Consider the following 25,032-nt stretch of genomic DNA (forward strand, 5'->3'; position numbering starts at 1 on the left):
ATCGGGAGATCATGCATGAAGATACTTGGCTGGATACGGTACGGTGACAAAGCGGCTTGCGGCGGATCTGTGGTTGAGGGTGACCCGACATTCAAAAGCCATGGTCGTCCGCTCGCCTACTACGGGGCACGCATTGCCTGCCGCAAGAATTGCCTGATCACGCAGGCACATCCATGCTTCACGTTACCCAATGGCCGCAATGTGCCGCACCACGGGCACATCACCACTGGCGGTTGCCCGCTCGAATCCACCCTGAACGATGTCCATGGATGGACAAATGAGGGGGACGAGGCCATTCCTGAAGAGTTCATGCAGGATTCCAATGGTAAATGGCTCTCCATGCTTGCCCCCCTTGAACATGAAGATTACGGCCATGATCAACACCTGATTCTTGAGGATCAGGACGGACAGTTGCTCGAGGGTATTCCGTATCGGCTCATTGATGTCCGGGGAACAATTATTGAGGGGACAACAGCAATAGACGGGAAAACGGGGAGCGTTGCCGGTAACAACGGCGAGACGCTGGACTGCGACATTGCCAAGGAACCCAAGGCATGAGCGCAGAAGTCCTATCCATGCTGACAGTCCGATCAGTTGCGCTGACGCCAAAAAACGACACTCAAGGAGTCAAGATCAGACTCAAGGTGTTCTGGAAAACCATTAGATTCTGGACATTGGCAGACGTGAAGGATTTTCAGAAGAGTGTCCCGAACATCGCCGAGCGCCTTCGCACTGAACGCTACTGGAGCACAGACGGCAACATTCACACCAACAAGTTCACCTGTGAAGATTTTGCCATTCGTGTGCTTTGCGAGTATGCCGCGCCGAAAGGCCTGCCGGTCAAACTGACGACCGGCGTACGGACATTCCGCAATATGGAGATGTACAACGCCAACGAGCATGACAAGCACGCCTCGAACATCTATGGCTTTTCGGAGATGGTCATGCGCTCCTACGGTGCGCCTGACATGCAGCGTATCGGGATCAATACCATTGCCGTGGAAACCCCTGAAGAGTTGCAGCCCGGTGACATTCTGGCCCTAGCAGGCCGATGCAAAAAGCTCAGACTCCACGTCCAGCCTGAAGCCCGTTGTTTGATCTCTCATGACTTCATTCCCGAAATTGGATTCTCAATCCCATTTTTATGCCCATAGACTGGGCAGGGAAATGGGTTTTCACCCGATTCCAAGTGCCGCTTCATGCCGCACTCCCCATCGTCTGCAATTTCGCAATCCGCAGCAGGTTGTACGCCGCTGCCGACAAATAGGCGGCGATCTGGGTTCGGGCTTCTCCGATGAAACGGGTCTTTCTCATTCCACCCACCGTCTTCAACCACCCGAAGATCTCTTCAACCCGCTTTCTCTTGCGCTGGCTGACCTTGTAGCCTTCGGTGCAGGTCGTCCGTCCATCGAGGCCCGGTGTCTTGCGTCCTTCAATTCGGGCGATATGAGGTTTGATCTTGTGCTCGCGCAAATGCTGGACAAAGTCCTTCACGTGGTAGCCCTTGTCGGCCCCCAGCGTCTTGGGATGAATCCTGCGGCGCCGGGCGCGGGTGAGCAGTTGGCGAGCCGCTTTGTGTTCGGCCATCGTCGCATCGGTGATGAGCAGATCGATACACAGGCCGCTGCGGTTCTCCATGAGCGCATGGCCGCCGTAACTGAGCTTGGCCGGTTGGCCGTTGCCTTTCCTCATGAGCTTCGCGTCGGGATCGGTCGTGCTCCGGTGGGTGGCGTTGGAACGCTTCTCGCCTTTGAAGTCCACCATGCCGGTGCCGTCACCGCCGGGCTTGGGGGGCTCGTCGTCGTCCTTGCGCTTGAAGCTCTTGAAGGATGCCCAAGCGTCGATCAAGGTGCCATCCACGGTGAAGTGATCGGACGACAGCAGCTTGTCCTTGCGGGCCAGACGCACCACTTCGTCAAAGAAACGACGGGCGATGTCCGTTTCCACCAATCGCTCGCGCAGGCGGCTGAAATTGGATTGATCCAATCCACCCGACTCCAGGTCCAGATCGAGAAACCAGCGAAACAGCAGGTTGTAATCGAGTTGCTCACAGAACTGCCGATCCGAGCGCACCGAGTAAAACGCGATCAGCAACTGCGCCTTGAGCAACCGCTCCGGCGGAATCGACGGTCGGCCGCCCTTGGCGTAAAGCCCATCGAGTTCCGCGGAAATCGCCGAGAGTGCCGAGTCGGCCAGTTTCTTCACCGGACGCAGCGGATGATCGGCCGGAATCCGGGACTCGACCGAGAAATAGTGGAACATCGAGGACTGGGGATCGACTTCGCCGCGCATCGGTGCTGTGCCTGGGGTTTGAAGGATACGGCTAGGACAGGTGGGTGGCCGGATCGTTCACTGGGTTCTGCATCAGCCTGCTAGCTCACGACACGAAGGGCAAGGCATCGGGTGGATTAGCACACCATATTCAGGTATTGATCGCCAAGAACGACAACGCTATTGCGATCCTTCAAGGCAACTCGGACTACACCATTCATCGTCCTATGACCTGGATCAACAGACTCCTCGGCAGGAATTCCGCAGATCCCCAGCAGAGCGCATATGCTGGGTTGCCGTTGGAGCACGGCATCTACACCAATCATGGAAATGGTCGATGGGATTACGAGAATACTTCGACCCATAACCGCAGCAGTGACTTCATCAAGTACTTCGATCTATTCCGCTGGAACTTCATGGCATTCAACCAATGAATCTGACTCCGTTCGAGGGCTTTCTTGCAGCGATGGCTGATAGTCAGTTCTCAGGCATCTTTTATGTTGTCGCGCTTTTCCAGCTTGCTTTGCTGATTGCCGGCTTCTCCGAGCACGCTCGAAGAAGCCGGATGCTGGGGGTCCTTGTAGCCATCTCACAACTGATCTTGCCGGTGTTGCTCGCGTTTGGCGTCTACTACGCAACGAGGCCAGTTGCATAACTTGGCCGCCAGGTCCCGACAAGTTATCTGAGCATGCTCTTCTGAAAGGTGATGGCGATTGCGGCGGTTTTGCTGGGCTGAAGCCGGCTGGCGGGGCTGCCGTCCGCAGGAATGAGCCGGCACCACCGTCGTTCCGCAACACAAGCGCGGGAAGATCGATGACATTCAAGTCCATCGATCTGGCCGCGCGCCGCGCGATCCCCCTATACTGGCGCCGTGAGGTCAGACAACGAATCCCAAGTGCGAGAAGACCAGCCCCCAAGCTTGTTGCGCCGCCTGCGTTGGCCCCTTGGCGGGCTGATGGTGGTCATTGTTGTCGGTGGCGGCCTGCTCGTCGCCGACGAGGTGAAGACTTCGCGCTTGCAGGCGCATTACCTGGCGCGCTACGCCGCCGACCTGAGCTATGCGGTGGTCGATGGCAGCAGCGACGCCATCCGCACGCCGGCCCACGGCCCCTTCGATGAGCGCATGGGCTACAGCGAACTGCCCAAGATCGGTACCCGCCTCACGGCGCACGGCTTCCGGCTGATGCGGCAGGCGCACTTCTCCGACGCGCTGCTCGATTACACCAGCCGCGGTTACTTCCCGCCTTACCGGGAAAAGACTTCGGCCGGCCTCACCGTCACCGATTGCCGCAACGAGACGCTGTACCGCTTCCGCTATCCCTTCCGGGCCTATGCGGACTTCGCGGCGGTACCGCCGCGCATTGCCCAGGCCCTGACCTTCATCGAAAACCGCGATCTGCTCGACGACGACCGCCCCTTGATGAACCCGGCGGTGGACTGGGTGCGTTTCGGCCGCGCCGTGCTCGGCCGGGTCGGCCGCCTGGTCAATGAGGATTTCGATGCGCCGGGCGGCAGCACGCTGGCCACGCAGATCGAGAAGTTCCGCCACTCGCCGGACGGCGTTACACCCAACAGCAGCGAGAAGCTCCGCCAGATGGTGTCGGCCAGCGTCCGTGCCTACCGGGACGGCGAGCAGACCCTGCCCCAGCGCCGTGACCTGCTGGTGGACTACCTCAACACGGTGCCGCTGTCGGCGGCGCCCGGCTTCGGCGAGGTCAACGGCCTCGGCGATGGGCTGTGGGTGTGGTTCGCCGCCGATTTCAACGAGGTCAACACGCTGCTCGCCGCCCCCGAGGACGGTGGCCCGCGCCTCGCCGCCCAAGGCCGTGCGCTGCGCCAAGTGGTGGCGTTGATGATCGCCCACCGCCGGCCAACCTACTATCTCGCCCCCAAGGGCCGCGAGAGCCTTGGCCAGCTCTCTGCGAGCTACATCCGACTGTTTGCCGAGAACGGCATGATCGGGCCTGCGCTGCGCGATGCGGCCCTGGCCGAACCGCTGAAGTTCCGCGACATGGTGGCCAACCCGGCCCTGCTGCCGGCCGACGCGGGCAAGGGCGCAACGGCGATCCGCAACCGCCTGGCGGGCCTCCTCGACGCGTCGCTGTACGAACTAGACCGCTACGATGCGGATGTGGCCACCACTCTCGACGGCACGCTGCAGCAGCGTGTGAGTACTTTCCTCGGGCGCCTCGATGAGCCGGAGTTTGCCCGGCAGCAGGGCCTGATCGGCGAGCACATGCTCGAGACCGCCAACTGGGGCAAGGTGCGCTACAGCTTCAACCTGGTCGAGGGCACGCCGGGCAGCAATCGCGTGCGCGTGCAGACCGACACCACCGACCAGCCCCTCGACATCAACGAAGGCAGCAAGCTCGAACTCGGCTCCACCGCCAAGCTGCGCGTGCTGACCACTTATCTCGAGATCGTCGCCGAGTTGCATCAGCAACACGTGACCAAGACGCCGGCCGAGCTGCGCAAGCTGCAGGTGGACCCGCACGACCGCATCAGCCAATGGGCCCTCGACTACCTGGCCCACGCCACCGACCGCGGCCTGCCGGCCATGCTGCAGGCAGCCCTGGCCCGCAACTACTCGGCCAGCCCGGGCGAGAGCTTCTTCACCGGCGGCGGCGTCCACACCTTCAACAATTTCCGCAAGGAGGACAACGGCCGCATGCCTACCGTGCGTGAGGCCTTGCAGGGTTCGATCAACCTGCCCTTCGTCCGCCTGATGCGCGATGTCGTGCGCCACGCCATGTACCAGGTGTCCGGCAGCACGGCGCAGTTGCTGCAACAGGCCGACGACCCGCGCCGCGCGGACTATCTGGCCCGCTTTGCAGACAAGGAAGGGCAGGTCTTCCTGCGTCGTTTCTGGAACAAGTACCGGGGCAAGAAGGCCGCCGACATCCAGGACGATTTCCTCGACGGCCTGCATCCCAGTGCCGAGCGCCTCTCCGCGGTCTTCCGCTATCTGTCGCCGCAGGCCTCGCCGGAAGCCCTTGGCACCTTCCTGCAGCAGCGCCTGGAAGGCAGCAAGCTGAGCGCCGAACAGATCGGCAAGTTGTACACGCGCACGGCACCGGAGGCCTATGACCTGACCGACCGCGCCTATGTCGCCCGCGTCCATCCGCTTGAGCTGTGGCTGGTGAGCTATCTTTCAGCCAAGCCGGAAGCCAGTTGGGACGAGTTGGTCAAGGCCAGCACCGCCGAACGCCAGGCTGTCTATCGCTGGCTGTTCCGCACCCGCTTCAAGGGCGCGCAGGATTCGCGCATCTTCACCATGCTGGAGGTCGAGGCCTTTCTCGACATCCACCGCCGCTGGGCCCGTCTTGGCTACCCCTTCGGCCATCTCGTGCCCTCGCTGGCTACCGCCCTCGGCAGCTCCGGCGACCGCCCGGCGGCGCTGGCCGAACTGATGGGCATCATCGAGAACGACGGCATCCGCCAGCCCACGCTGCGCATCGACAGCCTCAACTTCGCCACCGGCACCCCTTACGAAACCCGCTTCGCCAGCGGCGGCGAACAGGGCGAACGGGTGATGGCGCCGGAGGTGGCTGCTGCGCTGCGCAGCGCGCTGTCCGAAGTGGTGGAAGGTGGAACGGCGCGGCGCCTGGCCGGCGCCTTCAAGCTTGCCGACGGCAGCACGCTGAATGTCGGCGGCAAGACAGGCACCGGCGACAATCGCATTGTGCTCGGCCGTGGCGCAGCCCGCGGTGTTGCGCTGAACCGCACGGCGACCTTCGTTTTTTATCTTGGCCCGCGCCATTTCGGCACGCTGACGGCCTATGTCATCGGCCCGGACGCCGCCCGCTATCGCTTCACGTCGGCGCTGCCGGTGCAGATCCTGAAGTCGATGGGTCCGCTGCTGCTGCCGGCGCTGGAACCGGCAGCAAGCAATCGCTGCCCTGCCCCGCCGGCCGCGCCCCGCAGCGTGGTGGTCGCCTCATCGAACGCAGCCGCCACCGGCGCGGTGGACGGTGCGCCGCCGGCCACGGCCAAGCCGTAATTGATCGCATCTTGCCGGAGAGAGGCCCGCGGCAGCCCCTGCAGCGCGCTACGCGGCCGCTGACTTCACCTACATCAAGGCCGCCTGCGACATTCCGCCGCAGACTGGCGGCCAGAGTCACTTCCCGTCAGCTGCTTCCATTCCGTCCATGCTGCTTTCTCGCCTCACCCTTCGTTCTGTCGTCCGCAGTGGCCTTGCCACCCTGCTGGCCGTGCCGGCACTGGCGGCCCATGGGGCCGACTGGCTGGTGAAGCCGGGCGAGTCGATCCAGGCCGCGCTCAACCGCGCTGCCGCCGGCGACACGGTGCACGTGGCCCGCGGCACCTACGCGGAAAACCTGCGTATCGAAAAGCCAGTGAAACTGGTCGGCGACAGCCGCCCGACCCTCGATGGTCAAGGCCATGGCGACACGATCCGCGTGGTGGCCACCGATGTGAATATCGAGGGCTTCATCATTTCCAACTCCGGCGCCGACCTGGGCGCCCAGAACGCCGGCGTGTACATCCAGCCGGGCGCAGACAGGGCCCGCGTGGCGCATTGCGATTTCAGCTACACGCTGTTCGGGCTGTGGATCGAGAAAGCCCGCGACGTGCGGGTGGAATACAACATCATCACCGGCAAGCGGGACGTGGATTCGGCCCAGCGCGGCAACGGCATCGAGCTCTACAACAGCGCCGGCGCGCAGATCATCGGCAACCACATCAGCTTCGTACGCGACGCGATCTACGTGGACATCACCAACCACGCGGTCTTTCGTGGCAACAAGATGCACCACAGCCGCTACGGCACCCACTACATGAACTCCCACTACAACCTGTGGGAGGACAACGAGAGTTATTTGAACCGCGGTGGCCTGGCGCTGATGGAGGTCCGCAACCTCATCGTGCGCAACAACAAGGCCTGGGGCAATTCGGACCACGGCATCATGCTGCGGACGATCCAGGACTCCGTCGTGGAGAACAACGTGGTGGCCGGCAATGCGCGCGGCTTCTTCATCTACGACGCGGAGTACAACACCCTGCGCAACAACCTGGTGGTGGACAACCAGGTGGGCGTGCACCTGTGGGCGGGCTCGGTACGCAACACGGTGGAGGGCAACGATTTCATCTCCAACCGGGAGCAGATCAAGTACGTGGCCACCAAGGACGAGCCCTGGGGGGGCAAGGTGGGCAACCACTGGAGCAACTACGTGGGCTGGGACCGCAACGGCGATGGCCACGGCGACGTGCCCTACGAAGCCAACGACATGGTGGACCGCCTGTCGTGGCGCCATCCGATGGTCAAGCTGCTGCTCGCCAGCCCGGCCATCCAGACTTTGCGCCTGATCGCCCAGCAGTTTCCGCTGCTGCGCGCCCCCAGCATCGTGGACAAGAATCCGCGCATGCGCCCCGAACATACCGATTGGAGAAACTGGCTTGGCAAGCACTATCGTTGAAGCCCGCGGCGTCACCAAGGACTTTGGGTCCATTCAGGCGGTGAAGGGTGTCGACCTTTCCATCGCCGCCGGTGAGCTGTTCGGCCTGATCGGCCATAACGGCGCCGGCAAGAGCACGCTGTTCAAGATGATGCTCGGGCTGATCCCTGCGACCCGCGGCGAGATCCGCCTGGACGGCGAGTCCGTGACCGGGCCGCGCTTTCGGGATACGCGCCGCAAGATCGGCTACCTGCCGGAAAACGTGGTCCTCTACGACAACCTGACCGGCATCGAGACGCTGTATTTCTTCGCCGACCTAAAGGCGGTGCCGCGCAGCAGTTGCGCCGCGCTGCTGGAAAAAGTGGGCCTCGCCCACGCCGCCGGCCGGCGCGTGCGGGAATACTCGAAGGGCATGCGCCAGCGCCTCGGCTTTGCCCAGGCCCTGCTTGGCAAGCCGCGCCTGTTGTTCCTCGACGAGCCGACCACCGGCCTCGACCCCGGGGCGATCCGCGACTTCTACCGCATCCTGCGGGAGCTGCGCGACGAGGGGGTGACGATGGTGCTCACCTCGCACATCCTCGCCGAGATCCAGGAGCGCGTGGATCGGCTGGCGATCATGGAAGGCGGCGTGATCCGCGCGACCGGCACGGTGCAGTCCCTGCGCGAGGCGATGAACCTGCCGCTGACGCTGGAGATCGCCGGCGGCGCCGGCCTGCGCGAGCAGGTGGCGCGGGTGCTCGAAGGCCTCGCCGTCGACAGCATCGACGATTCGGGCTACAGCCTGCACATCCGCCTGCCCCGCGAAGCCAAGATGCCCGCCCTCGCCCGCCTCGCCACCCTTGGCGAAACGCTGCGCGACCTCCACGTGCGCGAACCGTCCCTCGAGGACGTGTTCTTCGGCTACCGGACCTGAACCATGTTCTCCATCGACTTCAGACAGATCGGCATTGTGGCCGGCAAGGAATTCTGGGACCGCATCCGCAACCGCTGGGTGCTGGCCGTGGCCGTGGTGTTCACGGTGTTCGCGCTGGTGATCGCCTATTTCGGCGCGGCCCAGCAGGGCACGGTGGGTTTCCACTCCATCGACGTGACCATTGCCTCGCTGGTCAGCCTGGTGATCTACCTGATCCCGCTGATCGCCTTGATCCTCGGCTTCGACGCCATCGTCGGCGAGCGGGAACGGGGCTCGCTCGACCTGCTGCTGACGCTGCCGATCACCCGCAAGGAGCTGATCCTCGGCAAATACGCCGGGCTGGCCGGCGCGCTGGCCTTCTCCACCATCGCCGGCTTCGGCGCGGTGGGGGTGATCCTGTCGCCGCAGCTGGATCTCAACGCACTGTTCCACTACGCCGGCTTCATGGCCTCGGCGATCCTGCTCGGCTTCGCCTTCCTGAGCCTGGCGGTGATGCTGTCGGTGTTTGCCAGCGACCGCACACGGGCCTCGGGCCTGGCCATCGGCACATGGTTCTTCTTCGTGCTGGTGTTCGACCTGCTGATCCTCGGTGCGCTGGTGGTGACCGCCGGCGACTATGGTGGGGAGGTTTTCCCCTACCTGTTGCTGCTCAACCCGGCGGATGTGTTCCGCGTGCTCAATGTGTTCAGCCTGGACGAGGTGCGCACGCTGTACGGCCTCGCCACCGTGTTCCCCGAAGCCCTCAGCCATCCGGCCACCCTGGGCGGCGTGATGCTGGCGTGGATCGCCGGCCCGCTGATGGTAGCCATCTGGAGATTCGAACGATGAAACGCCCCTCCCCCTTCAAGGCCCTGCCGCGCCTGGCCGCGCTGCTGCTGGCAGCCGGCATGCTGACGGCCTGCGGCAAGACGATGGACAGCAGCGTCGCCCCGACGGAGATCGGCAAGGAAACCTACTGCGCCCTCGACGGCATGCTGCTCGGCGACTATCCCGGCCCCAAGGCGCAGATCCACTACGCCGGTCAGCCGGAGCCGGAGTTCTTCTGCGACACGATGGAGATGTTCTCCATCTACCTGAAGCCGGAACAGGCCCGCAAGGTGGCGGCGATCTACGTGCAGGACCTGGACAAGACCACCTGGGAAGAGCCGAAGGGCGCGTGGATCAACGCGAAGGCGGCCTTCTACGTGGTGGGCTCGAAGAAGCGCGCCGCGATGGGCCCGACGCTGCCGTCCTTCGGCACCCGCGAGGGAGCGCAGAAGTTCGCCGCCGCCGAGGGCGGCAAGGTCGTCGCGTTCTCCGAAGTCACCCCTGAAATGGCCCGCCTGGATGGCGGCGCATTGCACGATCAGAGGATGTAAGCCCGATGGACAATTTCTACGACAAGGTTCCCGCCGAGCGCGCGCTGGAGATCCAGCGCGTGTCGCGCCTGATGTACGAAGTGCGCGCCGCCCGTGACGACATGCTGGCCCGCCTCGGCGCCGCGGATGCCGAGCAGGCGCTGGCCTGCATCGTCGACGGCCAGTTGCCCGAGCATCCGGGCTACGAACACTATCTGTCGGTGCGCATCCTCAACGGGCTGCACAACCAGGTGCGTGCCGAGCTGGCCGCCCTCGTCAGGGAGGCCCAGGAACAATGAACCTGCATATCGAACTCGCCGCCCGCGTGGAAGAGGATTTCGGCGCCCACCTGGAATCGGCGCCTGAGATCAAGCTGGATGCGCTGATCCTGCGCCTGGACAACGGCGTGGTGATGGAAGCGCGCATTGCCGCCCCCGACGCCTATGTCATCGCGTGGGCCTGGGGCGAGGCGGAGCTGCGCATCGACACTGCACCGGTACACAAGGATCTGGCCACCTGGCCCAACCACCTGCACGCCGCCGACGGCAATCTGCAGCACGATCCGCTGACCGTTTGCGGTGCGGCACCGTGGGACAACCTGCGCGCGGTGCTCGATGCGGTGCTTGCCGACCCACTGCTCGAACGCAAGTCCGCCCCTTAAGCCCCAAGGAGCTTCGTCATGCTTTCTCGCCTGTCCCCTGCCCGCCTCGCCGCACCGCTGCTGGCGCTGGCCCTGTCGATGCCGGCCTTCGCCGTCGATCTCGCCGCGCAGGCCGTTCCCCGCTCGGCGCGCTGCCCGGTGTGCGGCATGTACCCGGCGCGCACGCCCCAGTGGGCGGCGCAGATCGTCTTCAACGACCAGAGCGCCAGCCATTTCGATTCGCCGGTGGATCTGTTCCGCTTCCTCAACAACATGGTGTTGTTCGACAAGCAGCACAAGCCGGCGGATATCGGCGCGATCTACGTGGCGGATTACGAGCGCAAGACGCCGGTGGATGCGAAGAAGGCCTTCTTCGTGCTCGGCTCGAAGGCCACCGGCCCGATGAACGATCCCAACCTGCCGGCTTTCGCCACCCGCGAGGCGGCGGAGGCCTTCACCAAGGCCCAGGGCGGCAAGGTGCTGGCCTTCGGCGAGGTGACGCGGGACGTGATCAAGAGCCTCAACGGCGGCGAGCACCACCACTAGGCGCCCCCCGCCGCTGGCGGCTTACAACAGGTATTGCTCGATGCGGCTCACCGGCGCGTTGCGCAACAGGTAGAGCTGCGGATTGACGCGCTCTGCCGACTTGCCATTGAGAGTGATCGGCACCGGCTCCCGGTCGAGGATGCACAGGCGGCGGCTGACGCAGTCGGCGCGCCACGGCGGCAGCGCGGTCTTGCCGCGCTCCTCCACCGCGATGCGGGTGAGATGGAACTGGTCGGCGGGCTTCTCCTTGTCCACGCGGGCGCGGATGGCATCGCGCGCCTTGTCCAGGCTGCCTTGCTGCACGCACAGGTCATACAGCGCCGCCAGGCAACGCACGTTGTCGATGCGGATCGGGTTGAGGCCGTGCAGCCACGATAGCGCGGCGATGAGCTTGCGGCCATACACGTCGTACGCGTACTGCAGGGTCTCGGTATAGAAGGCCGGGACGCGGCCGACTGCCTGCAGCGCGGCTTTCCAGGCCGGATCGAAGTCGGTCTTGCGTCCGCCGCGGGACAGGGCATCGGCCCAGGCCACCTGTTTGGCCAGGCTGGGCAGCTTGAGCATGGCCTGCCACTCGGGCCACAGCGTGCCGAAGCAGGCCTTGAGGGCCGCCTCGTCACGCACCGCGAAGCGCTTGAAGAGTTCCTGCAGCGTGCCGGTCTTGAGATTGACCTGCAGCGGCCCGAAGGACAGGCCGGCGCCGTCGAAATTGCCGGTGACCTGCTGGAAGGGATCGCCGCTGGTCTCGAAGGCGGCGGTGACGCGCAGCGCGTTGGCGATGGCGAGTTCCGGACGCACCGCCGGCAGCGCGGCGGGATCGGGCATTTCCAGGTAAACCAGCTTGCCTTCCTGCTCGACGCGCTGAAAATGCCCTTCCTGCGCGAGACGGGACGCGGACTTGAACAGCTCTTCCGGCTTGGCGCTGCTCACCCACACGAAACGCCCGTCCAGCCCCTGCCCGATGCCATCCACCGGCAGCACCGAGGCGATCTTCAGCGGCATGCCGATGGCGTCGCGCAGCACCTGCACGGAACCGACCAGCTCCCGGTGGATATGCACGCTGCCGTCCGGCCTGGCGTACTCGCGCAGCTGGAAGCTCGGCGTCACGCTGCCCGCCGCCGGGCCGCCCACCAGGAAATCGTTCTCGTACTTGAATCGTGTCGCCATCTCGTCCTCGTCCGGTTGGTACCGGCACGCTAGGCCGGTGTCATCCAAAATTAGACGAGGCGCATCGAAGTGCCAAGGAATATGCGTTTTGTTTTGCTACGGCGTGTCGCTGGAATGCACGACACGGAAGCGCCGCCCGTCCCAGTAGAGCAGCATGTCGATACCGGCCTCGCTGCCGAGCAGGATGCCATCACCCCGCCAGCGCGGCGCAAGAGCACGCCAGGATTCCGCTTGGGGCGCATTCTGGGCCAGGACCTGCAAGGGCGCGGGGCCTTCGTTCCAGATGGGGGTGGAAAAGAAGCGGCGGTTCTGGATCATCGTACAGCCAGCGTAGCGATCCACCACCAGCATGAAGGCCACGCCGGCATTGCGGCGCAGGCGCGCATTCCACGGGTCCCAGGCCAGCGCCGGGATGGCGGTACGGGACTGGCGGCGCACCCACAGGCGGTCGGGCGCGCCGTCACCATCGAAGTCGCCGCTCAATACGCTGACGCCGTCAGGCGGGCCGGCCTTGCACGGCGTGGCGGCGTGGGTGGGAACAGAGATCGTCAACAAGGCGGCCAGGCCGCCGCAAAACAGCATTCGATATGTCATGCCTTGGGCAGACTCAGCTTCCATTGGTCGAGATAGGGTGTCGGATCGATGAGGTCGGCACGGCGCAGGAAGGGAATGCCATCCGCACGCCGGGCGGACTCGTCCTCGCTGACGGTCAGGCGGCCGCTGGCGGTGCCGGCATACATCTCCAGGTGCAGCATGGCGCTCGGTACGTTGACGCCGACCAGGTGCCCGACCTTGGCGATGAACTGGCCGGCCGTCACCCGATCACCCTTGCGCAGCGGCGAACCGGGCTGGATCTCGCCGTAGCGGATCAGGAAATCCCCGTGGTCGATCTCCAGCGCGTCGGTTCCGGCGTAGAAGGCATAGGGATCGCGGACCACCACGCCGGCGCGGACAGCATGGACGGTGGTGCCGATGGGCGCATAGAGGTCGCAGCCGGCGTGGGCCCGGGCGCCGCTGCTGCGGTTCGATCCGTACGCTCGGGGCGGCTGGGTCCAGTCCACCCTGGGCAGCACGGGCAAGGGGAAGCAGGCGGCGCCGCTCACCGCGCTGCCAGCAATGCCGCCGGCGGTCATCAGCAGGTGCTGCCAGTCCTGGCTCTGCACGGCGATCAGGCCGCTCGGCGCGAGGTTGGAGAGGATCTGGAACGCCTTGATCGCGGCCACCGTCGCGGAATTCTTCGGCGGACGGGCAATGCCGCCGTCGACGCCCGCCGGATCCACCGCCGGCCTGGCGAGCCGCCGGGCCGCCTCGGTCAGCAAGGTCTGAACGGTGATCACATCGGCCTTGAGGTTCTGGGCGCCCCGTTCCCAGGCACCCACGGATGCACTGATATCCATGTCCGTCTCTCCTTCAGGGCCGCTCCATGCCTGGCGCGCCACCCGCCGCAGCCCGAGTATTGAAGCATAGTCGGCCGCGCGGCACAGTCATCCCCGGTGCGTCGCCGGGCATCCGCGGAGGCAGCCGGGCGTGCCCTCTTCGGGCGGACCGCAACGGAGCCGGCGGGCCGCTCGGCCTGCGGCCTCCGTCAGCAGATCAGGCGCCCCGCGAGGCCAGGAAGGCCGCGAACTCGGCGCCGACTTCCGGGTGGCGCAGGCCGAGCTCCACGGTGGCCTGCAGGTAGCCCAGCTTGGAGCCGCAATCGTAGCGGACGCCCTTGAACTGGTAGGCGAGTACCGCTTCTTCTTCCAGCAGGGACGCGATGGCGTCCGTCAGCTGCAGTTCACCGCCGGCGCCCGGCTTGAGCTGGCGCAGGTGGTCGAAGATCCGCCCGGTCAGGATGTAGCGGCCGATCACCGCCTGGGTGGACGGCGCCTCCTCGGGCTTCGGCTTCTCAACGATGCCGGTGACCCGCTGGATGTCACCCGTATCCCGCTCGGTGCTGACGATGCCGTACTGCTTGGTCTGCTCGCGGGCCACGTTCATGACACCGAGCACGGAGCAGCGGTGGTAGTTGTACACGTCGGTCATCTGCTTGAGCACCGGGGTCTGGCCCTGGGAGTCGAGCAGGTCGTCGGCGAGGAGCACCGCGAAGGGTTCGTCGCCCACCACCGGCGCGGCGCACAGCACCGCGTGGCCAAGGCCCAGCGCTTCGGCCTGGCGGATGTAGATGCAATTGACGTGGGACGGCACTGTGTCCCGCACGATCTTCAGCAATTCGCTCTTGCCGCGCATCTCCAGCTCGGTCTCGAGCTCGTAGGCCTTGTCGAAGTGATCCTCGATGGCGCGCTTGGAGCGCCCGGTGATGAACACCAGGTCGGTCACGCCGGCCGCCACGGCCTCTTCCACCGCGTACTGGATCAGCGGCTTGTCCACGATCGGCATCATTTCCTTCGGACTGGCCTTGGTCGCCGGCAGGAAGCGGCTACCCAGACCCGCGACGGGAAACACCGCCTTCGTTACTTTCTTCATCGTCCCTTATTCCCCGAATAATTGGCCCTGGTCGCCCGGCGGTTCCGGTTCGACCGATGCAAGCAGGACGCGCAATGCGTCTTCGTCCAGGATTATGACACCGAGTTGTTGCGCCTTTTCGAGCTTGCTGCCCGCTTCGGCGCCGGCCACCACGTAGCTGGTCTTCTTGGAGACGGAACCGCTGACCTTACCGCCGACCGCCTCGATCATCGCGGCGGCCTCGTCGCGCCGCAAGCTCGGCAGCGTGCCAGTCAGTACGAAGGTCTTGCCGGCCAGGCCGCCTTCGGTCGGACGACTCGGCGCCGGCGCGGTCTCCGGCCAGCGCATATCCCGGCGCAGCGCGGCGATGACATCCCGGTTGTGCGCTTCGGCAAGGAACTCGGCGATGCAGCGCGCCACCACCGGCCCCACGTCCGGCACCGCCAGCAGCGCGGCCTCGTCGGCGTCCTGCAGGGCTTCGAGGCCACCGAAATGGCGGGCCAGGTCCTTGGCCGTCGTCTCCCCGACATTGCGGATGCCCAGCGCGAAGATGAAGCGCGCCAGCGTGGTCTCGCGGCTGGCGTCGATGGCCTGCACCAGATTGGTCGCGGATTTTTCGCCCATCCGTTCCAGCCCCGCCAGCACCTCGGTGTTCACCCGGCCGGCGTCATAGAGATCCGCCGGTGTCTTGACGATACCGGCCTCGACCAGTTGATTGACGATCTGCTCGCCGAGCCCATCGATATCCACCGCCCGCCGACCCGCGAAATGCAGCAGGGCCTGTTTGCACTGGGCCGGGCAGAACAGGCCGCCGGTACACCGCGCCACCGCCTCGTCCTCGCCGCGCACCACGTGGGAGCCGCATTCCGGGCAGGTCGGGTAGGCCTTGAGCAGGTCGAAGCGTTCCAGCTCGCCTTCTCGCCGCTCGACGATGGGGCCGACAACTTCCGGGATCACGTCGCCGGCGCGGCGCACGATGACCCAGTCGCCGAGGCGCACGTCCTTGCGGTCGATCTCGCCTTGGTTGTGCAGCGTGGCGTTGGTGACCGTCACCCCGCCGACGAACACCGGCTCCAGCCGCGCCACCGGCGTCAGCGCACCGGTCCGCCCCACCTGCACGTCGATGCCGATGAGACGCGTCGCCACTTCCTGGGCCGGGTACTTGTGGGCTACGGCCCAGCGCGGCTCGCGGGACACAAAGCCCAGCTCCATCTGGCGAGCGATGCTGTCCACCTTGTAGACCACGCCGTCGATGTCGAAGGGCAGGCGCTCGCGCTGCGCTGCCATCTCGGTGTGGAAACGGGCCAGCGCTTCCGGCCCCTCGGCGCGGGTACGGTGCTCGCAGACCGGCAGGCCGAAGGCCGCCAGTGCATCGAGCACGCCGCTGTGGGTATCCGGTTGCGCCCAGCCCTGCACGTCACCAAGGCCATAAGCGAAGAAGGACAGTGGCCGCTGCGCGGTGATGCCCGGGTCGAGCTGGCGCAGGCTGCCTGCCGCAGCGTTGCGCGGATTGACGAAGATCTTCTGCCCTGCCGCTTCCTGGCGGGCATTGAAGTGTTCGAATTCGTCGCGGCGCATGTAGATCTCGCCGCGCACCTCCAGCACCGGCGGCACCTCGCCCTTGAGGCGTAGCGGAATCTGGCGGACCGTGCGTACGTTGCGCGTCACGTCCTCGCCGGTACTGCCGTCGCCGCGCGTCGCTGCCTGGACCAGTACGCCGTCTTCGTAGCGCAGGCTGATCGCCAGGCCGTCGAACTTGAGTTCCGCTGCGTAGCCCACCGGCGGCGCCTGCTCGTCGAGGCCCAATGCCCGGCGCACGCGCTGATCGAAATTGACAGCGCCCTGGTCGGTGGTGTCCGTCTCGGTGCGGATCGACAGCATCGGCACCACGTGGGCCACCGACGCCAGCTCGGACGACGGCTGGCCGCCGACACGCTGGGTTGGCGAATCCGGCGTCAGCAGCTCAGGGTTGGCCGTTTCGAGGTCCTGCAATTCGCGGAACAGACGGTCGTACTCGGCATCCGGCACGGTCGGCGCATCGAGCACATAGTAGGCATGTTCATGGCGTTCCAGTTCGGCGCGCAGCGCCGCCGCCCGGGCACGGGTTTCCTGACTGACAGTCATCCGTACCCCGCTCAGGAAAAGAGGCGCTGCGCCAGCGGCGAGCCCGGCGCAATGTCGCACTCGGCCATCTGCCCCTGGAACTGTTCGATCTGGGCCCGGATCAAGCCGACGGCCTTGTCGCCGAAGGGGTTGCGGTTGTCGTCTACAACAGCCCCGTTGAGCGCCTCGGCCAGCTGCTGGGCAAAGCCCATCATGCGCTCGAAGACGCGCACACCATCGGCCACGCGCGGCACGTCCAGCGTCAGCGTCACGCCCTTGGTGATCAGGCCGCGCATTTCCTCGGCCGCAAACAGCACCGGCTCCAGGTTGCCGAGCACGAACTGGCTGTTGCCCAGCTCGTCACGGGCATGGAAGCAGCCGTCGCCGAGCAGTTCCAGCCCGGCGGCTTCCGCCAGGCCGCGCAGCTTGGTGCCGGCGAAGGCCTGACTGCGGGCAACCACGTTGACGCCGATCTGGATGTCCACGCCGGCGCAGAAGCGGTCGAGCTCGGCCGCCCGCGCCAGCGCCTCGTTACGAGCGGGCAGCGACGGGATGGCCATGAAGATGTCGCACATGCGTTGCAGGCTGTCGGACAGGTGCACCAGATCGCCCTCGCCCGCCGGACCGCGACGGTCCGCCAGCTGCAGCGCCGCGCAGACCCAGTGGTAGGTGCCGGCGCTATGGGCCGTCACCGGCTCCCAGCGGTTGGCGGTATCGGAAAAACCGAACCAGCGCACCGGCTTGGCGATGTCACCGCACTGCTGCGTGGCGGCCTGCCACAGGCGGGCGGCGACCAGCGGCTCGATGGATTCGATGCGGATCACCCAGTCGGCCCGCTCGTCCACCTCGGGCGGCAGCAGCGGCGGTACCCGCCGCGCGCTGGCCTCCTTGACGGACTGGGCACTCGGCACCGCCCTCGCCGGCGGCTCGGCACTGATCACCGGCTCGACCCGCTCGGCGCCGCTTCCCGTCGGCAGCTCGCTGAGCACGGGCTCCTCCTGCACGCTGGCGGTGGCCTGCTCCGTCTGTTTGCGGTGCTTGCGTTCCTGCCACTTGTTGAACGCGAAGATGCCGATCACCACGGCACCGCCGGCACCGACCAGACCCATCTGCAATTCGTTGATTGCCATCGATTTCCCTTGTATTCCGGACTACGCTGCGGCCGTTTCGGCCAGACGCAGCGCTTCCTCGATATCCACTTCCACCACCCGCGACACACCTTGCTCCTGCATCGTGACACCCACCAGCTGCTGCGCGATTTCCATCGTGATCTTGCTGTGGCTGATGAACACGAACTGGGTTTGCGACGACATGCGCTTGACCATCTGGCAGTAACGCTCGGTGTTCGAGTCGTCGAGTGGCGCGTCGACTTCATCCAGCATGCAGAACGGCGCCGGATTGAGCTGGAACATCGAAAACACCAGCGCAATCGCCGTCAAGGCCTTTTCGCCGCCCGAAAGCAGCTGGATGGAACTGTTCTTCTTGCCCGGCGGCTGGGCGACGATCGTGATCCCCGCATCGAGGATCTCGTCGCCGGTCAGCACCAGGCGGGCCTCGCCCCCACCGAACAGCATGGGGAACAGGCTGCCGAAATGGCGATTGACCGTATTGTACGTCTCCTGGAGTTGCTCCCGTGTTTCCCGGTCGATACGGCGGATTGCATCCTCCAGGGTTTCTATGGCACCGAGCAAGTCCTCGGTCTGCATGTCGAGGTAATTCTTGCGCTCCGACGCGGCTTTCAGCTCGTCCAGCGCGGCCAGGTTGACCGGCCCCAGCTCGGTGATCTCCCGCCCCAGACGAGCCACTTCCCGCTGCAGCGAGGTCTCCTTCAGGTCCGGCACCAGCAACGGCAGCAGCGCGGCTTCGTCGGCCCGGGCTTCCTCCAGGCGCGCGCCGTGCTGGGCTTCAGCCATTTCCGCGGCCTGCACGCGCAGGCGCAGGTCGGCGACGCGTTCGCGCTGAGGCGCCGCCCCATGCTCGGTGCGCTGGCGCTCCTCCTCCAGCGCCCGCAGGCGTCCGTTGGCATCCTCGAGGATGTTGCGGCTCTCCGCCAGCGCGGATTCCCGCGCCGAGCGCAGAGCTACAGCCTCTTGCAGGGCCGAGGCGACCGACACCTCGTCGATCTCCATCAGCGTTTCGCGCCGCTCCGCCAGTTCGTCGGCGATGCGTTCGAGCTGCTCGGCGGCCAGCGCCCGGTTGCGGGCGATATCTTCGAGCTTGCTGGCGCATTCCCGCTCGGAATGGCGGGACTCCTGCAACTCCCGCGACAGGGCCTGCTCCAGCGCGCGGGTCTCGCGCAGCGAACGTTCGCGCTCCTGCCGCACGGCTTCCGCCGCATCCAGGCGGCCCCGCTGCAGCTCGGCCATTTCCCGACTGCGCTCCAGCTCGGTCTCGGCGCGCATCAGACGGTCCCGCTCGGCCTGCTCGCCGTGGGCGATCTCGCCGAGGTCGCGGTCAATCTGGCCGCAGCGCTCCTCGTAGCGCAGGCGCGCCTGGTTGAGCTTGAGCACTTCCACCTGCTCGGCGTGGACGCGGGCCTGCAGCGCTTGCGCCTCGCGCCGCAGCTGGGTCAGGGAGTCCTGCAGGCGGGTGGCCTGCTCTTCCGCCTCGCCCACGCCCGCGTGGGCCATCGACGCCTCTTCCTGGGCGACATCCACTTCCGCCGCCAGCTGGTCGATCTCCCGCTGGCGTTCGATCACTCCATGGGTGCGGGAATCCGGCGCGTAGTGACTGAGGACGCAGGCATCCAGCTGATGCCCTTCCCGGGTCAGCAGCCGCAGGCCATGCAGCTCCGCACGCCGCGCCAGCCACGGCCCGAGATCGTCCACGACGAAGACCTGCGCCAGCCAGCTGGCGAGCAGGGGCGACAGTTCGGCGTCGGTCTGCACGAGGGACAGCAGCGGACGCGCGCCATCCGGTGCATTGCCTGACGCAGACAGCTCCGGCGCCGCATCGGTGAGCAGGAAGGCCACAGCGCCCGGCACCCGGTCGGCCAGGGCCGCCAGCGCAGCACGGCCGTCGGACGCCGGCAGAGCCGCCAGGCGCTCGCGCAATACCGCCTCCAGCGCCAGCTCCCAGCCGGCTTCGACACGGATGCGCTGCCACAAGGGCTTGAGCGCCTCCAGGCCATGGCGTTTGAGCCAGTCGCCCAGCTGCCCCTGGGCCTGCACCTTGTTCTGCAACTGGACCAGGGCTTCGCGCCGCGCCCGCAATTCGGTCGCCCGGCGCTGGGCCTGGCGCTCCGCCTCCAGCGCCTGCTTGAGGGCTTGCTGGGCCCCCGGCAGGCCGGCCTGCCGATCGGCGATTTCGCCCTGGTGGCGAGCCAGGGTGTCCTCGGCCTCCTCCAGCGCGGCCTCCCTTTCGGCCACGGCGCGCAGGTCCGGCGCCTGCACGGAGGCTTGCTCCTGCTGCAGGCGCACCCGGCGCTGGGTCAGGGTTTCGAGGGTCCGTTCGCTGCTGACCCGGTGCGCCTCTTCAACGCGGATCTGCTGCTCGGCCTGGTTGAGTTCGCGCCGCACGGCCGCGGCGGTGGTATCGGCGGTGCGCTGGGCCTCCTCTGCCTCCGGCAGGCGCTCGCCGACTTCCGCGTGCCGCGCCTCGGCCTGTTCGGCGCGCAGGCTGGCGTTTTCCAGCAGGCCTTGCCAGCGCTCGGCGTCGGCACCCAGGTTTTCCTGCTGGCTGCGCCACTGGGCGTCGTCCCGCTCCAGCTGTGCCAGGCGACTTTCCAGCAGGCGCCGGCTGTCGCGCAGGCGCGCCAGTTCGCCTTCGAGGCGGGTCAATTCGGAGCTCACCGTAAACAGCGCGCTCTGGGCCAGCTGCACGCCTTCGTTGGCCGACATCTGGTTGTCCCGTGCGGCTTCAAGCTGGGCTTCCAGTTCCTGCAGGCGGGTCGAATCCGCCTCGATGCGGCGGGTGGCGTCGGCAAGCTCCTCGCTCAGACGCGCCCGTTCGGCGCGCGCCTCGTTGCGCTTGAGTAGCCACAACAGGTTCTGGCGTTCAGACAGGCTGGTGTTCAGCCGGTGGTATTTTTCGGCCACCGCGGCCTGGGCTTCCAAACGGCCGAGCTGCTGGCCGAGCTCGTTGCGGATGTCGTCCAGGCGCGCCAGATTGTCCCGCGCGTCGGTCAGGCGACCTTCGGTCTCCTTGCGGCGTTCCCGGTACTTGGTAACGCCGGCGGCTTCCTCGAGAAAGCCGCGCACCTCTTCCGGGCGGGCCTCGATGATGCGCGAGATCATCCCCTGCTCGATGATCGCGTAGGCCCGCGGCCCGAGGCCAGTGCCCAGGAACAGGTCGATCACGTCCTTGCGCCGGACCTGCACGCCGTTGATGAAATAGGTGGATTCGCCGCTGCGGTCGAGGACCCGCTTTACCGCCACTTCGGCATAGGGCTTCCACTGGCCGGCGGCGCGTCCCTCGGCATTGTCGAAGACCAGCTCGACGCTGGCCCGCGACACCGGCTTGCGGGTCGTCGAGCCATTGAAGATGACGTCCTGCATCGACCCGCCGCGCAGCGCCGAGGCGCGCGACTCGCCGAGCACCCAGCGCACCGCGTCGATGATGTTCGACTTGCCGCAACCATTCGGCCCGACGACGCCCACCAGGTTGCCCGGGGTGAGCACGGTCGTCGGGTCGACGAAGGTCTTGAAGCCGGCAAGCTTGAGTTTGGCGAGGCGCACGGGATTCCAGAAAACGAGGGACAGGAGGCGGGAACGCCGCTGATGCTGCAGTGCCGCATTAACGGCCGCCGCTATAATACCACCGGCCCAAAACGAGGCCACAGGGCTGACTGCTCTCCCCCATGCCGCACCGACAGCGGCCAAGCCGGGCCCCGCGCCGGCGCCACGAATGCCCATCGAGGGCCCAAACACAGGACATCCGCCGAAAGTGAATCCGCATCTCCAGGAACTCCACCCCTATCCCTTCGAAAAGCTGCGTGCCCTGTTCGACGGCATCGTGCCGCCGGCGGAGTACTCGCCGATCCGCCTGTCCATCGGCGAACCCCAGCACGCCACGCCGGCCTTCATCCGCGACTCACTGATCGACAACCTCGGCGGCCTGGCCAACTACCCCACCACCCAGGGTTCCGAACAGCTGCGCCAGTCCATCGCCGGCTGGCTGGAGCGTCGCTATGGCCTGCCTTCCGTGAATGCCGGCACCCAGGTGCTGCCGGTCAACGGCTCCCGCGAGGCGCTGTTCGCCTTCGCCCAGTGCGTCGTGGACGGCTCCAAGCCCGGGGCACTGGTGGTCTGCCCGAACCCGTTCTATCAAATCTACGAAGGCGCGGCCTACCTCGCCGGCGCCCAGCCCTACTTCATCAACAACTTGCCGGAGGACAACTTCGGGTCGAACTTCGACTCCATCCCCGAAGCCGACTGGCAGCGGATCCAGCTCGTCTACGTATGCTCGCCCGGCAACCCGACCGGCCGCGTGCTGTCGCTGGATGAATGGAAACGCCTGTTCGAGCTGTCCGACCGCTACAACTTCGTGATCGCCGCCGACGAGTGCTATTCGGAGATCTACTTCGACGACGCCAATCTGCCGATCGGCGGCCTCGAAGCCGCGCATCGCCTCGGCCGCAGCGATTTCCGCAACGTGGTGATGTTCTCCAGCCTGTCCAAGCGCTCCAACGTGCCGGGCATGCGCTCCGGTTTCGTGGCCGGCGATGCGGCCATCCTCAAGCGCTTCCTGCTCTACCGCACCTACCACGGCTGCGCGATGAGCCCGTCCGTGCAGGCGGCCTCCGCCGCGGCCTGGAACGACGAGGCCCACGTGGCCGAGAACCGCCGCCAGTACCGCGAGAAGTTCGACCGCATCACCCCGCTGATCGCCGCCCACCTGGACGTGGAACGCCCCGATGCCGGCTTCTACCTGTGGTCGCGGGTGGACCAGCTGGGGCTCAGCGATACCGAATTCGCCCGCCGCCTGCAGGCCGAATATAATGTAACGGTTCTGCCCGGCAGCTATCTGGCGCGCGAAGCCCACGGCGTCAATCCCGGCGCGGGGTTTGTCCGTATCGCGCTGGTAGCCGAACTGGCAGAGTGTGTCGAGGCGGCCACCCGAGTCGCCACTTTCGCCCAACGACTTTCGAACAATTCATGACTGCATCCATTCACATCATGCCCAATCACGAAAACCCCTTCGCCGCCCTCATCGAAGAACTATGGGAGCGCCGCGCCGACCTGTCTGCCGCCAGCGCCACCAAGGAGCAGATCGAGGTCATCGAGCATGTGATCGAAGAGCTGGACCAGGGCAAGCTGCGCGTCGCCGAAAAGATCAACGGCGAGTGGGTCACCCACCAGTGGATCAAGAAGGCCGTACTGCTGTACTTCCGCACCCATGACAACAAGATCATGCAGGGCGGCGACACCCGCTACTTCGACAAGGTGCTGACCAAGTTCGACAACTACGACGCCCACGATTTCGCCGCTGGCGGCTTCCGCGTCGTGCCGAACGCCGTGGCGCGCAAGGGCAGCTTCATCGGCAAGGGCGTCGTGCTGATGCCCTCCTACGTGAACATCGGCGCCTACGTTGGCGAAGGCACCATGGTCGACACCTGGGCCACCGTCGGTTCCTGCGCCCAGATCGGCAAAAACGTGCACCTGTCCGGCGGCGTCGGCATCGGTGGCGTGCTGGAGCCCCTGCAGGCCAACCCGACCATCATCGGCGACAACTGCTTCGTCGGCGCCCGCTCCGAAGTCGTCGAAGGCGTCATCGTGGAAGACAATTGCGTCATCTCCATGGGCGTGTACATCAGCCAGAGCACCAAGATCTACGACCGTGCCACCGGTGAAATCACCTATGGCCGCATCCCCGAAGGTTCCGTGGTGGTCAGCGGCAACCTGCCCTCCGCCGACGGCAAGTACAGCCTGTACTGTGCCGTGATCGTCAAGAAGGTGGACGCCCAGACCCGCGCCAAGACCAGCATCAACGAACTGCTGCGCGACTGACCTTCCCCCCTTCACGGGCCGCCCTCCAGGGGCGGCCCTGTTCTTTTCTCGGGCCGCCCGATGATCATCGACAAGCTCTTTGCCCTGATGGCCGAAAAGAAGGCCTCGGACATCTTCATTACCGTCGGCACCCCGATCCACATCAAGATCGACGGCAACACGCTGCCGATCAACCAGCAGTCGATGGATCCGACGATGATCCACCGCATGGCCTACGAAATGATGTCGCCCGAGCAGGTCGAGCGCTTCGAGAAGCACAAGGAGATGAACCTCTCCTTCGGCCGGCGGGACATGGGCAACTTCCGGATCAACATCTTCTGGCAGCGCAACAGCATCGCCATCGTCGTCCGCTACATCCTCGGCGACATTCCGCGCCTCGACAGCCTGGGCCTGCCGCCGGTGCTGTCCGAAGTCATCATGGAAAAGCGCGGCCTGGTTCTGGTGGTCGGCGCCACCGGCTCCGGCAAGTCGACGACCATCGCGTCGATGATCGACTACCGTAACGAGAACCGCTCCGGTCACATCCTGACCATCGAAGACCCGATCGAATACTTGTTCAAGCACAAGATGTCGCTGGTCAACCAGCGCGAAATCGGCAGCGACACGCTCGACTGGCAGAACGCGCTGCGCAGCGCGATGCGCCAGGCCCCCGACTGCATCCTGATCGGTGAAATCCGCGACCGGGAGACCATGCAGGCCGCCCTCGCCTACGCCCAGACCGGCCACCTGTGCCTGGCCACGCTGCACGCCAACAACGCCTACCACGCGCTGAACCGCATCTTCAGCTTCTTCCCGCTGGACGCCCGCACGCTGCTGTCCCTCGACCTGGCCGCGACGCTGCGCTGCATCATCTCCCAGCGGCTGGTCAAGCGCCCGGACGGCGGCCGCATCCCGTCGGTGGAGATCCTGCTGCATTCCCGCCAGGTGGCCGAACTCATCGAGCGCGGTGAGATCTCGGCGATCCGCGAAGCCATGGAGCAGAGCCTGGCGCAGGGCTCTCGCACCTTCGAGCAGGACTTGTTCCGCCTCTACAAGGAAAAGCTCATCACCCTCGACGAGGCGCTGGCCAACTCAGATTCGCCCACCAACCTGTCCTGGCTGATCAACAACGCCCAGCTTGGCCCCACCGGCGGCGACAAGAACAACAACACCCGGCCGCCCTCCACCATCGATTTCGAGCGGACAGAGCCCGACGGCTCCTCCTTCCGGGAGTTCACCCTCGAACTCAACAACGACGACTAACAAC

The 25,032-nt window shown here is 65.8% G+C and carries 23 protein-coding genes; 15 read left to right on the forward strand and 8 right to left on the reverse strand.

The window, feature by feature from the left end; genetic code table 11:
• Positions 1-15: 15 nt before the first annotated feature.
• Both AC3QL2_RS01630 and AC3QL2_RS01635 read left to right on the forward strand, forming a co-directional pair.
• Positions 16-558 (forward strand): PAAR domain-containing protein, encoded by a 543-nt coding sequence (locus AC3QL2_RS01630; RefSeq protein ID WP_493236439.1) that lies wholly within the window; start codon positions 16-18, stop codon positions 556-558.
• Entirely contained in the window at positions 555-1,154 is a 600-nt protein-coding gene (locus AC3QL2_RS01635; RefSeq protein WP_493240335.1) for a hypothetical protein, read from the forward strand. Before AC3QL2_RS01630 ends, AC3QL2_RS01635 begins: the two co-directional genes overlap by 4 nt.
• Positions 1,155-1,197: 43 nt before the next feature.
• On the opposite strand, the gene AC3QL2_RS01640 is transcribed toward AC3QL2_RS01635, so the two are convergent.
• Positions 1,198-2,292 (reverse strand): IS5 family transposase, encoded by a 1,095-nt coding sequence (locus tag AC3QL2_RS01640; RefSeq protein ID WP_493240271.1) that lies wholly within the window; start codon positions 2,290-2,292, stop codon positions 1,198-1,200.
• A gap of 44 nt (positions 2,293-2,336) precedes the next feature.
• Between AC3QL2_RS01640 and AC3QL2_RS01645 the strand changes: the two genes are divergently transcribed.
• From AC3QL2_RS01645 to AC3QL2_RS01690, 10 genes are all read left to right on the forward strand, one after another.
• Positions 2,337-2,705: a hypothetical protein gene (locus AC3QL2_RS01645; protein WP_493236143.1), complete on the forward strand. Its 369-nt coding sequence runs from the start codon at positions 2,337-2,339 to the stop codon at positions 2,703-2,705.
• Positions 2,702-2,926 carry a hypothetical protein gene (locus tag AC3QL2_RS01650; RefSeq protein WP_493236142.1) on the forward strand — a complete coding sequence of 75 codons (225 nt, stop codon included), beginning with the start codon at positions 2,702-2,704 and terminating at the stop codon, positions 2,924-2,926. Before AC3QL2_RS01645 ends, AC3QL2_RS01650 begins: the two co-directional genes overlap by 4 nt.
• A gap of 300 nt (positions 2,927-3,226) precedes the next feature.
• Positions 3,227-6,271 carry a transglycosylase domain-containing protein gene (locus AC3QL2_RS01655; protein WP_493236141.1) on the forward strand — a complete coding sequence of 1,015 codons (3,045 nt, stop codon included), beginning with the start codon at positions 3,227-3,229 and terminating at the stop codon, positions 6,269-6,271.
• Between the two features lie 148 nt (positions 6,272-6,419).
• Complete coding sequence (locus AC3QL2_RS01660) at positions 6,420-7,706, forward strand: nitrous oxide reductase family maturation protein NosD (protein WP_493236140.1); 1,287 nt, start codon at positions 6,420-6,422, stop codon at positions 7,704-7,706.
• Complete coding sequence (locus AC3QL2_RS01665) at positions 7,687-8,598, forward strand: ABC transporter ATP-binding protein (protein ID WP_493236139.1); 912 nt, start codon at positions 7,687-7,689, stop codon at positions 8,596-8,598. Before AC3QL2_RS01660 ends, AC3QL2_RS01665 begins: the two co-directional genes overlap by 20 nt.
• Before the next feature lie 12 nt (positions 8,599-8,610).
• Positions 8,611-9,426, forward strand: coding sequence for an ABC transporter permease (locus AC3QL2_RS01670; protein ID WP_493236146.1), 816 nt, complete (start codon positions 8,611-8,613; stop codon positions 9,424-9,426).
• On the forward strand, positions 9,423-9,956 hold the full coding sequence (locus tag AC3QL2_RS01675) for a nitrous oxide reductase accessory protein NosL (RefSeq protein WP_493236138.1): 534 nt from the start codon (positions 9,423-9,425) through the stop codon (positions 9,954-9,956). Before AC3QL2_RS01670 ends, AC3QL2_RS01675 begins: the two co-directional genes overlap by 4 nt.
• Positions 9,957-9,961: 5 nt before the next feature.
• Positions 9,962-10,234: a hypothetical protein gene (locus AC3QL2_RS01680; protein ID WP_493236137.1), complete on the forward strand. Its 273-nt coding sequence runs from the start codon at positions 9,962-9,964 to the stop codon at positions 10,232-10,234.
• A complete protein-coding gene (locus AC3QL2_RS01685; RefSeq protein ID WP_493236136.1) occupies positions 10,231-10,596 on the forward strand; it encodes a hypothetical protein in 366 nt (121 codons plus the stop codon). The genes AC3QL2_RS01680 and AC3QL2_RS01685 overlap by 4 nt, the downstream gene beginning before the upstream one ends.
• Positions 10,597-10,614: 18 nt before the next feature.
• Positions 10,615-11,121, forward strand: coding sequence for a nitrous oxide reductase accessory protein NosL (locus tag AC3QL2_RS01690; protein ID WP_493236135.1), 507 nt, complete (start codon positions 10,615-10,617; stop codon positions 11,119-11,121).
• A gap of 21 nt (positions 11,122-11,142) precedes the next feature.
• Here the strand turns inward: AC3QL2_RS01690 and AC3QL2_RS01695 are convergent, their stop codons facing one another.
• From AC3QL2_RS01695 to smc, 7 genes are all read right to left on the reverse strand, one after another.
• On the reverse strand, positions 11,143-12,288 hold the full coding sequence (locus AC3QL2_RS01695; RefSeq protein ID WP_493236134.1) for a hypothetical protein: 1,146 nt from the start codon (positions 12,286-12,288) through the stop codon (positions 11,143-11,145).
• A gap of 96 nt (positions 12,289-12,384) precedes the next feature.
• A complete protein-coding gene (locus AC3QL2_RS01700; RefSeq protein ID WP_493236133.1) occupies positions 12,385-12,870 on the reverse strand; it encodes a hypothetical protein in 486 nt (161 codons plus the stop codon).
• An 8-nt stretch (positions 12,871-12,878) separates the two neighbouring features.
• A complete protein-coding gene (locus AC3QL2_RS01705; protein ID WP_493236132.1) occupies positions 12,879-13,685 on the reverse strand; it encodes a M23 family metallopeptidase in 807 nt (268 codons plus the stop codon).
• 196 nt (positions 13,686-13,881) lie between these two features.
• Positions 13,882-14,757 carry a UTP--glucose-1-phosphate uridylyltransferase GalU gene (gene galU / locus AC3QL2_RS01710; protein WP_493236131.1) on the reverse strand — a complete coding sequence of 292 codons (876 nt, stop codon included), beginning with the start codon at positions 14,755-14,757 and terminating at the stop codon, positions 13,882-13,884.
• A 6-nt stretch (positions 14,758-14,763) separates the two neighbouring features.
• The gene (gene ligA / locus AC3QL2_RS01715; RefSeq protein WP_493236130.1) at positions 14,764-16,860 is read right to left on the reverse strand and encodes an NAD-dependent DNA ligase LigA; all 2,097 of its coding nucleotides are present in this window, start codon (positions 16,858-16,860) and stop codon (positions 14,764-14,766) included.
• An 11-nt stretch (positions 16,861-16,871) separates the two neighbouring features.
• Positions 16,872-17,969, reverse strand: coding sequence for a cell division protein ZipA (locus AC3QL2_RS01720; protein WP_493236129.1), 1,098 nt, complete (start codon positions 17,967-17,969; stop codon positions 16,872-16,874).
• Between the two features lie 21 nt (positions 17,970-17,990).
• Positions 17,991-21,515 (reverse strand): chromosome segregation protein SMC, encoded by a 3,525-nt coding sequence (gene smc, locus AC3QL2_RS01725; protein ID WP_493236128.1) that lies wholly within the window; start codon positions 21,513-21,515, stop codon positions 17,991-17,993.
• Positions 21,516-21,723: 208 nt separating this feature from the next.
• Between smc and dapC the strand changes: the two genes are divergently transcribed.
• Genes dapC through AC3QL2_RS01740 form a run of 3 tightly spaced genes read left to right on the forward strand, consistent with a single transcriptional unit; the run spans position 21,724 to position 25,028 of the window.
• Positions 21,724-22,938 (forward strand): succinyldiaminopimelate transaminase, encoded by a 1,215-nt coding sequence (gene dapC, locus AC3QL2_RS01730; protein ID WP_493236127.1) that lies wholly within the window; start codon positions 21,724-21,726, stop codon positions 22,936-22,938.
• A 17-nt stretch (positions 22,939-22,955) separates the two neighbouring features.
• Positions 22,956-23,786 carry a 2,3,4,5-tetrahydropyridine-2,6-dicarboxylate N-succinyltransferase gene (dapD, locus tag AC3QL2_RS01735; protein ID WP_493236145.1) on the forward strand — a complete coding sequence of 277 codons (831 nt, stop codon included), beginning with the start codon at positions 22,956-22,958 and terminating at the stop codon, positions 23,784-23,786.
• A 60-nt stretch (positions 23,787-23,846) separates the two neighbouring features.
• Entirely contained in the window at positions 23,847-25,028 is a 1,182-nt protein-coding gene (locus AC3QL2_RS01740) for a PilT/PilU family type 4a pilus ATPase (protein WP_493236126.1), read from the forward strand.
• The last annotated feature ends 4 nt before the right edge of the window (positions 25,029-25,032 follow it).

Source organism: Zoogloea sp. GW822-FHT05C07 (assembly GCF_058800215.1).

Bases quoted from the DNA above. Each gene is read 5' to 3' on its own strand.
- AC3QL2_RS01630 (WP_493236439.1), top strand. From the start codon at position 16: ATGAAGATACTTGGCTGGATACGGTACGGTGACAAAGCGGCTTGCGGC.
- AC3QL2_RS01635 (WP_493240335.1), top strand. From the start codon at position 555: ATGAGCGCAGAAGTCCTATCCATGCTGACAGTCCGATCAGTTGCGCTG.
- AC3QL2_RS01640 (WP_493240271.1), bottom strand. From the start codon at position 2,292: ATGCGCGGCGAAGTCGATCCCCAGTCCTCGATGTTCCACTATTTCTCG.
- AC3QL2_RS01650 (WP_493236142.1), top strand. From the start codon at position 2,702: ATGAATCTGACTCCGTTCGAGGGCTTTCTTGCAGCGATGGCTGATAGT.
- AC3QL2_RS01655 (WP_493236141.1), top strand. From the start codon at position 3,227: ATGGTGGTCATTGTTGTCGGTGGCGGCCTGCTCGTCGCCGACGAGGTG.
- AC3QL2_RS01660 (WP_493236140.1), top strand. From the start codon at position 6,420: ATGCTGCTTTCTCGCCTCACCCTTCGTTCTGTCGTCCGCAGTGGCCTT.
- AC3QL2_RS01675 (WP_493236138.1), top strand. From the start codon at position 9,423: ATGAAACGCCCCTCCCCCTTCAAGGCCCTGCCGCGCCTGGCCGCGCTG.
- AC3QL2_RS01680 (WP_493236137.1), top strand. From the start codon at position 9,962: ATGGACAATTTCTACGACAAGGTTCCCGCCGAGCGCGCGCTGGAGATC.
- AC3QL2_RS01685 (WP_493236136.1), top strand. From the start codon at position 10,231: ATGAACCTGCATATCGAACTCGCCGCCCGCGTGGAAGAGGATTTCGGC.
- AC3QL2_RS01690 (WP_493236135.1), top strand. From the start codon at position 10,615: ATGCTTTCTCGCCTGTCCCCTGCCCGCCTCGCCGCACCGCTGCTGGCG.
- AC3QL2_RS01695 (WP_493236134.1), bottom strand. From the start codon at position 12,288: ATGGCGACACGATTCAAGTACGAGAACGATTTCCTGGTGGGCGGCCCG.
- AC3QL2_RS01700 (WP_493236133.1), bottom strand. From the start codon at position 12,870: ATGCTGTTTTGCGGCGGCCTGGCCGCCTTGTTGACGATCTCTGTTCCC.
- AC3QL2_RS01705 (WP_493236132.1), bottom strand. From the start codon at position 13,685: ATGGATATCAGTGCATCCGTGGGTGCCTGGGAACGGGGCGCCCAGAAC.
- galU (WP_493236131.1), bottom strand. From the start codon at position 14,757: ATGAAGAAAGTAACGAAGGCGGTGTTTCCCGTCGCGGGTCTGGGTAGC.
- ligA (WP_493236130.1), bottom strand. From the start codon at position 16,860: ATGACTGTCAGTCAGGAAACCCGTGCCCGGGCGGCGGCGCTGCGCGCC.
- AC3QL2_RS01720 (WP_493236129.1), bottom strand. From the start codon at position 17,969: ATGGCAATCAACGAATTGCAGATGGGTCTGGTCGGTGCCGGCGGTGCC.
- dapD (WP_493236145.1), top strand. From the start codon at position 22,956: ATGCCCAATCACGAAAACCCCTTCGCCGCCCTCATCGAAGAACTATGG.
- AC3QL2_RS01740 (WP_493236126.1), top strand. From the start codon at position 23,847: ATGATCATCGACAAGCTCTTTGCCCTGATGGCCGAAAAGAAGGCCTCG.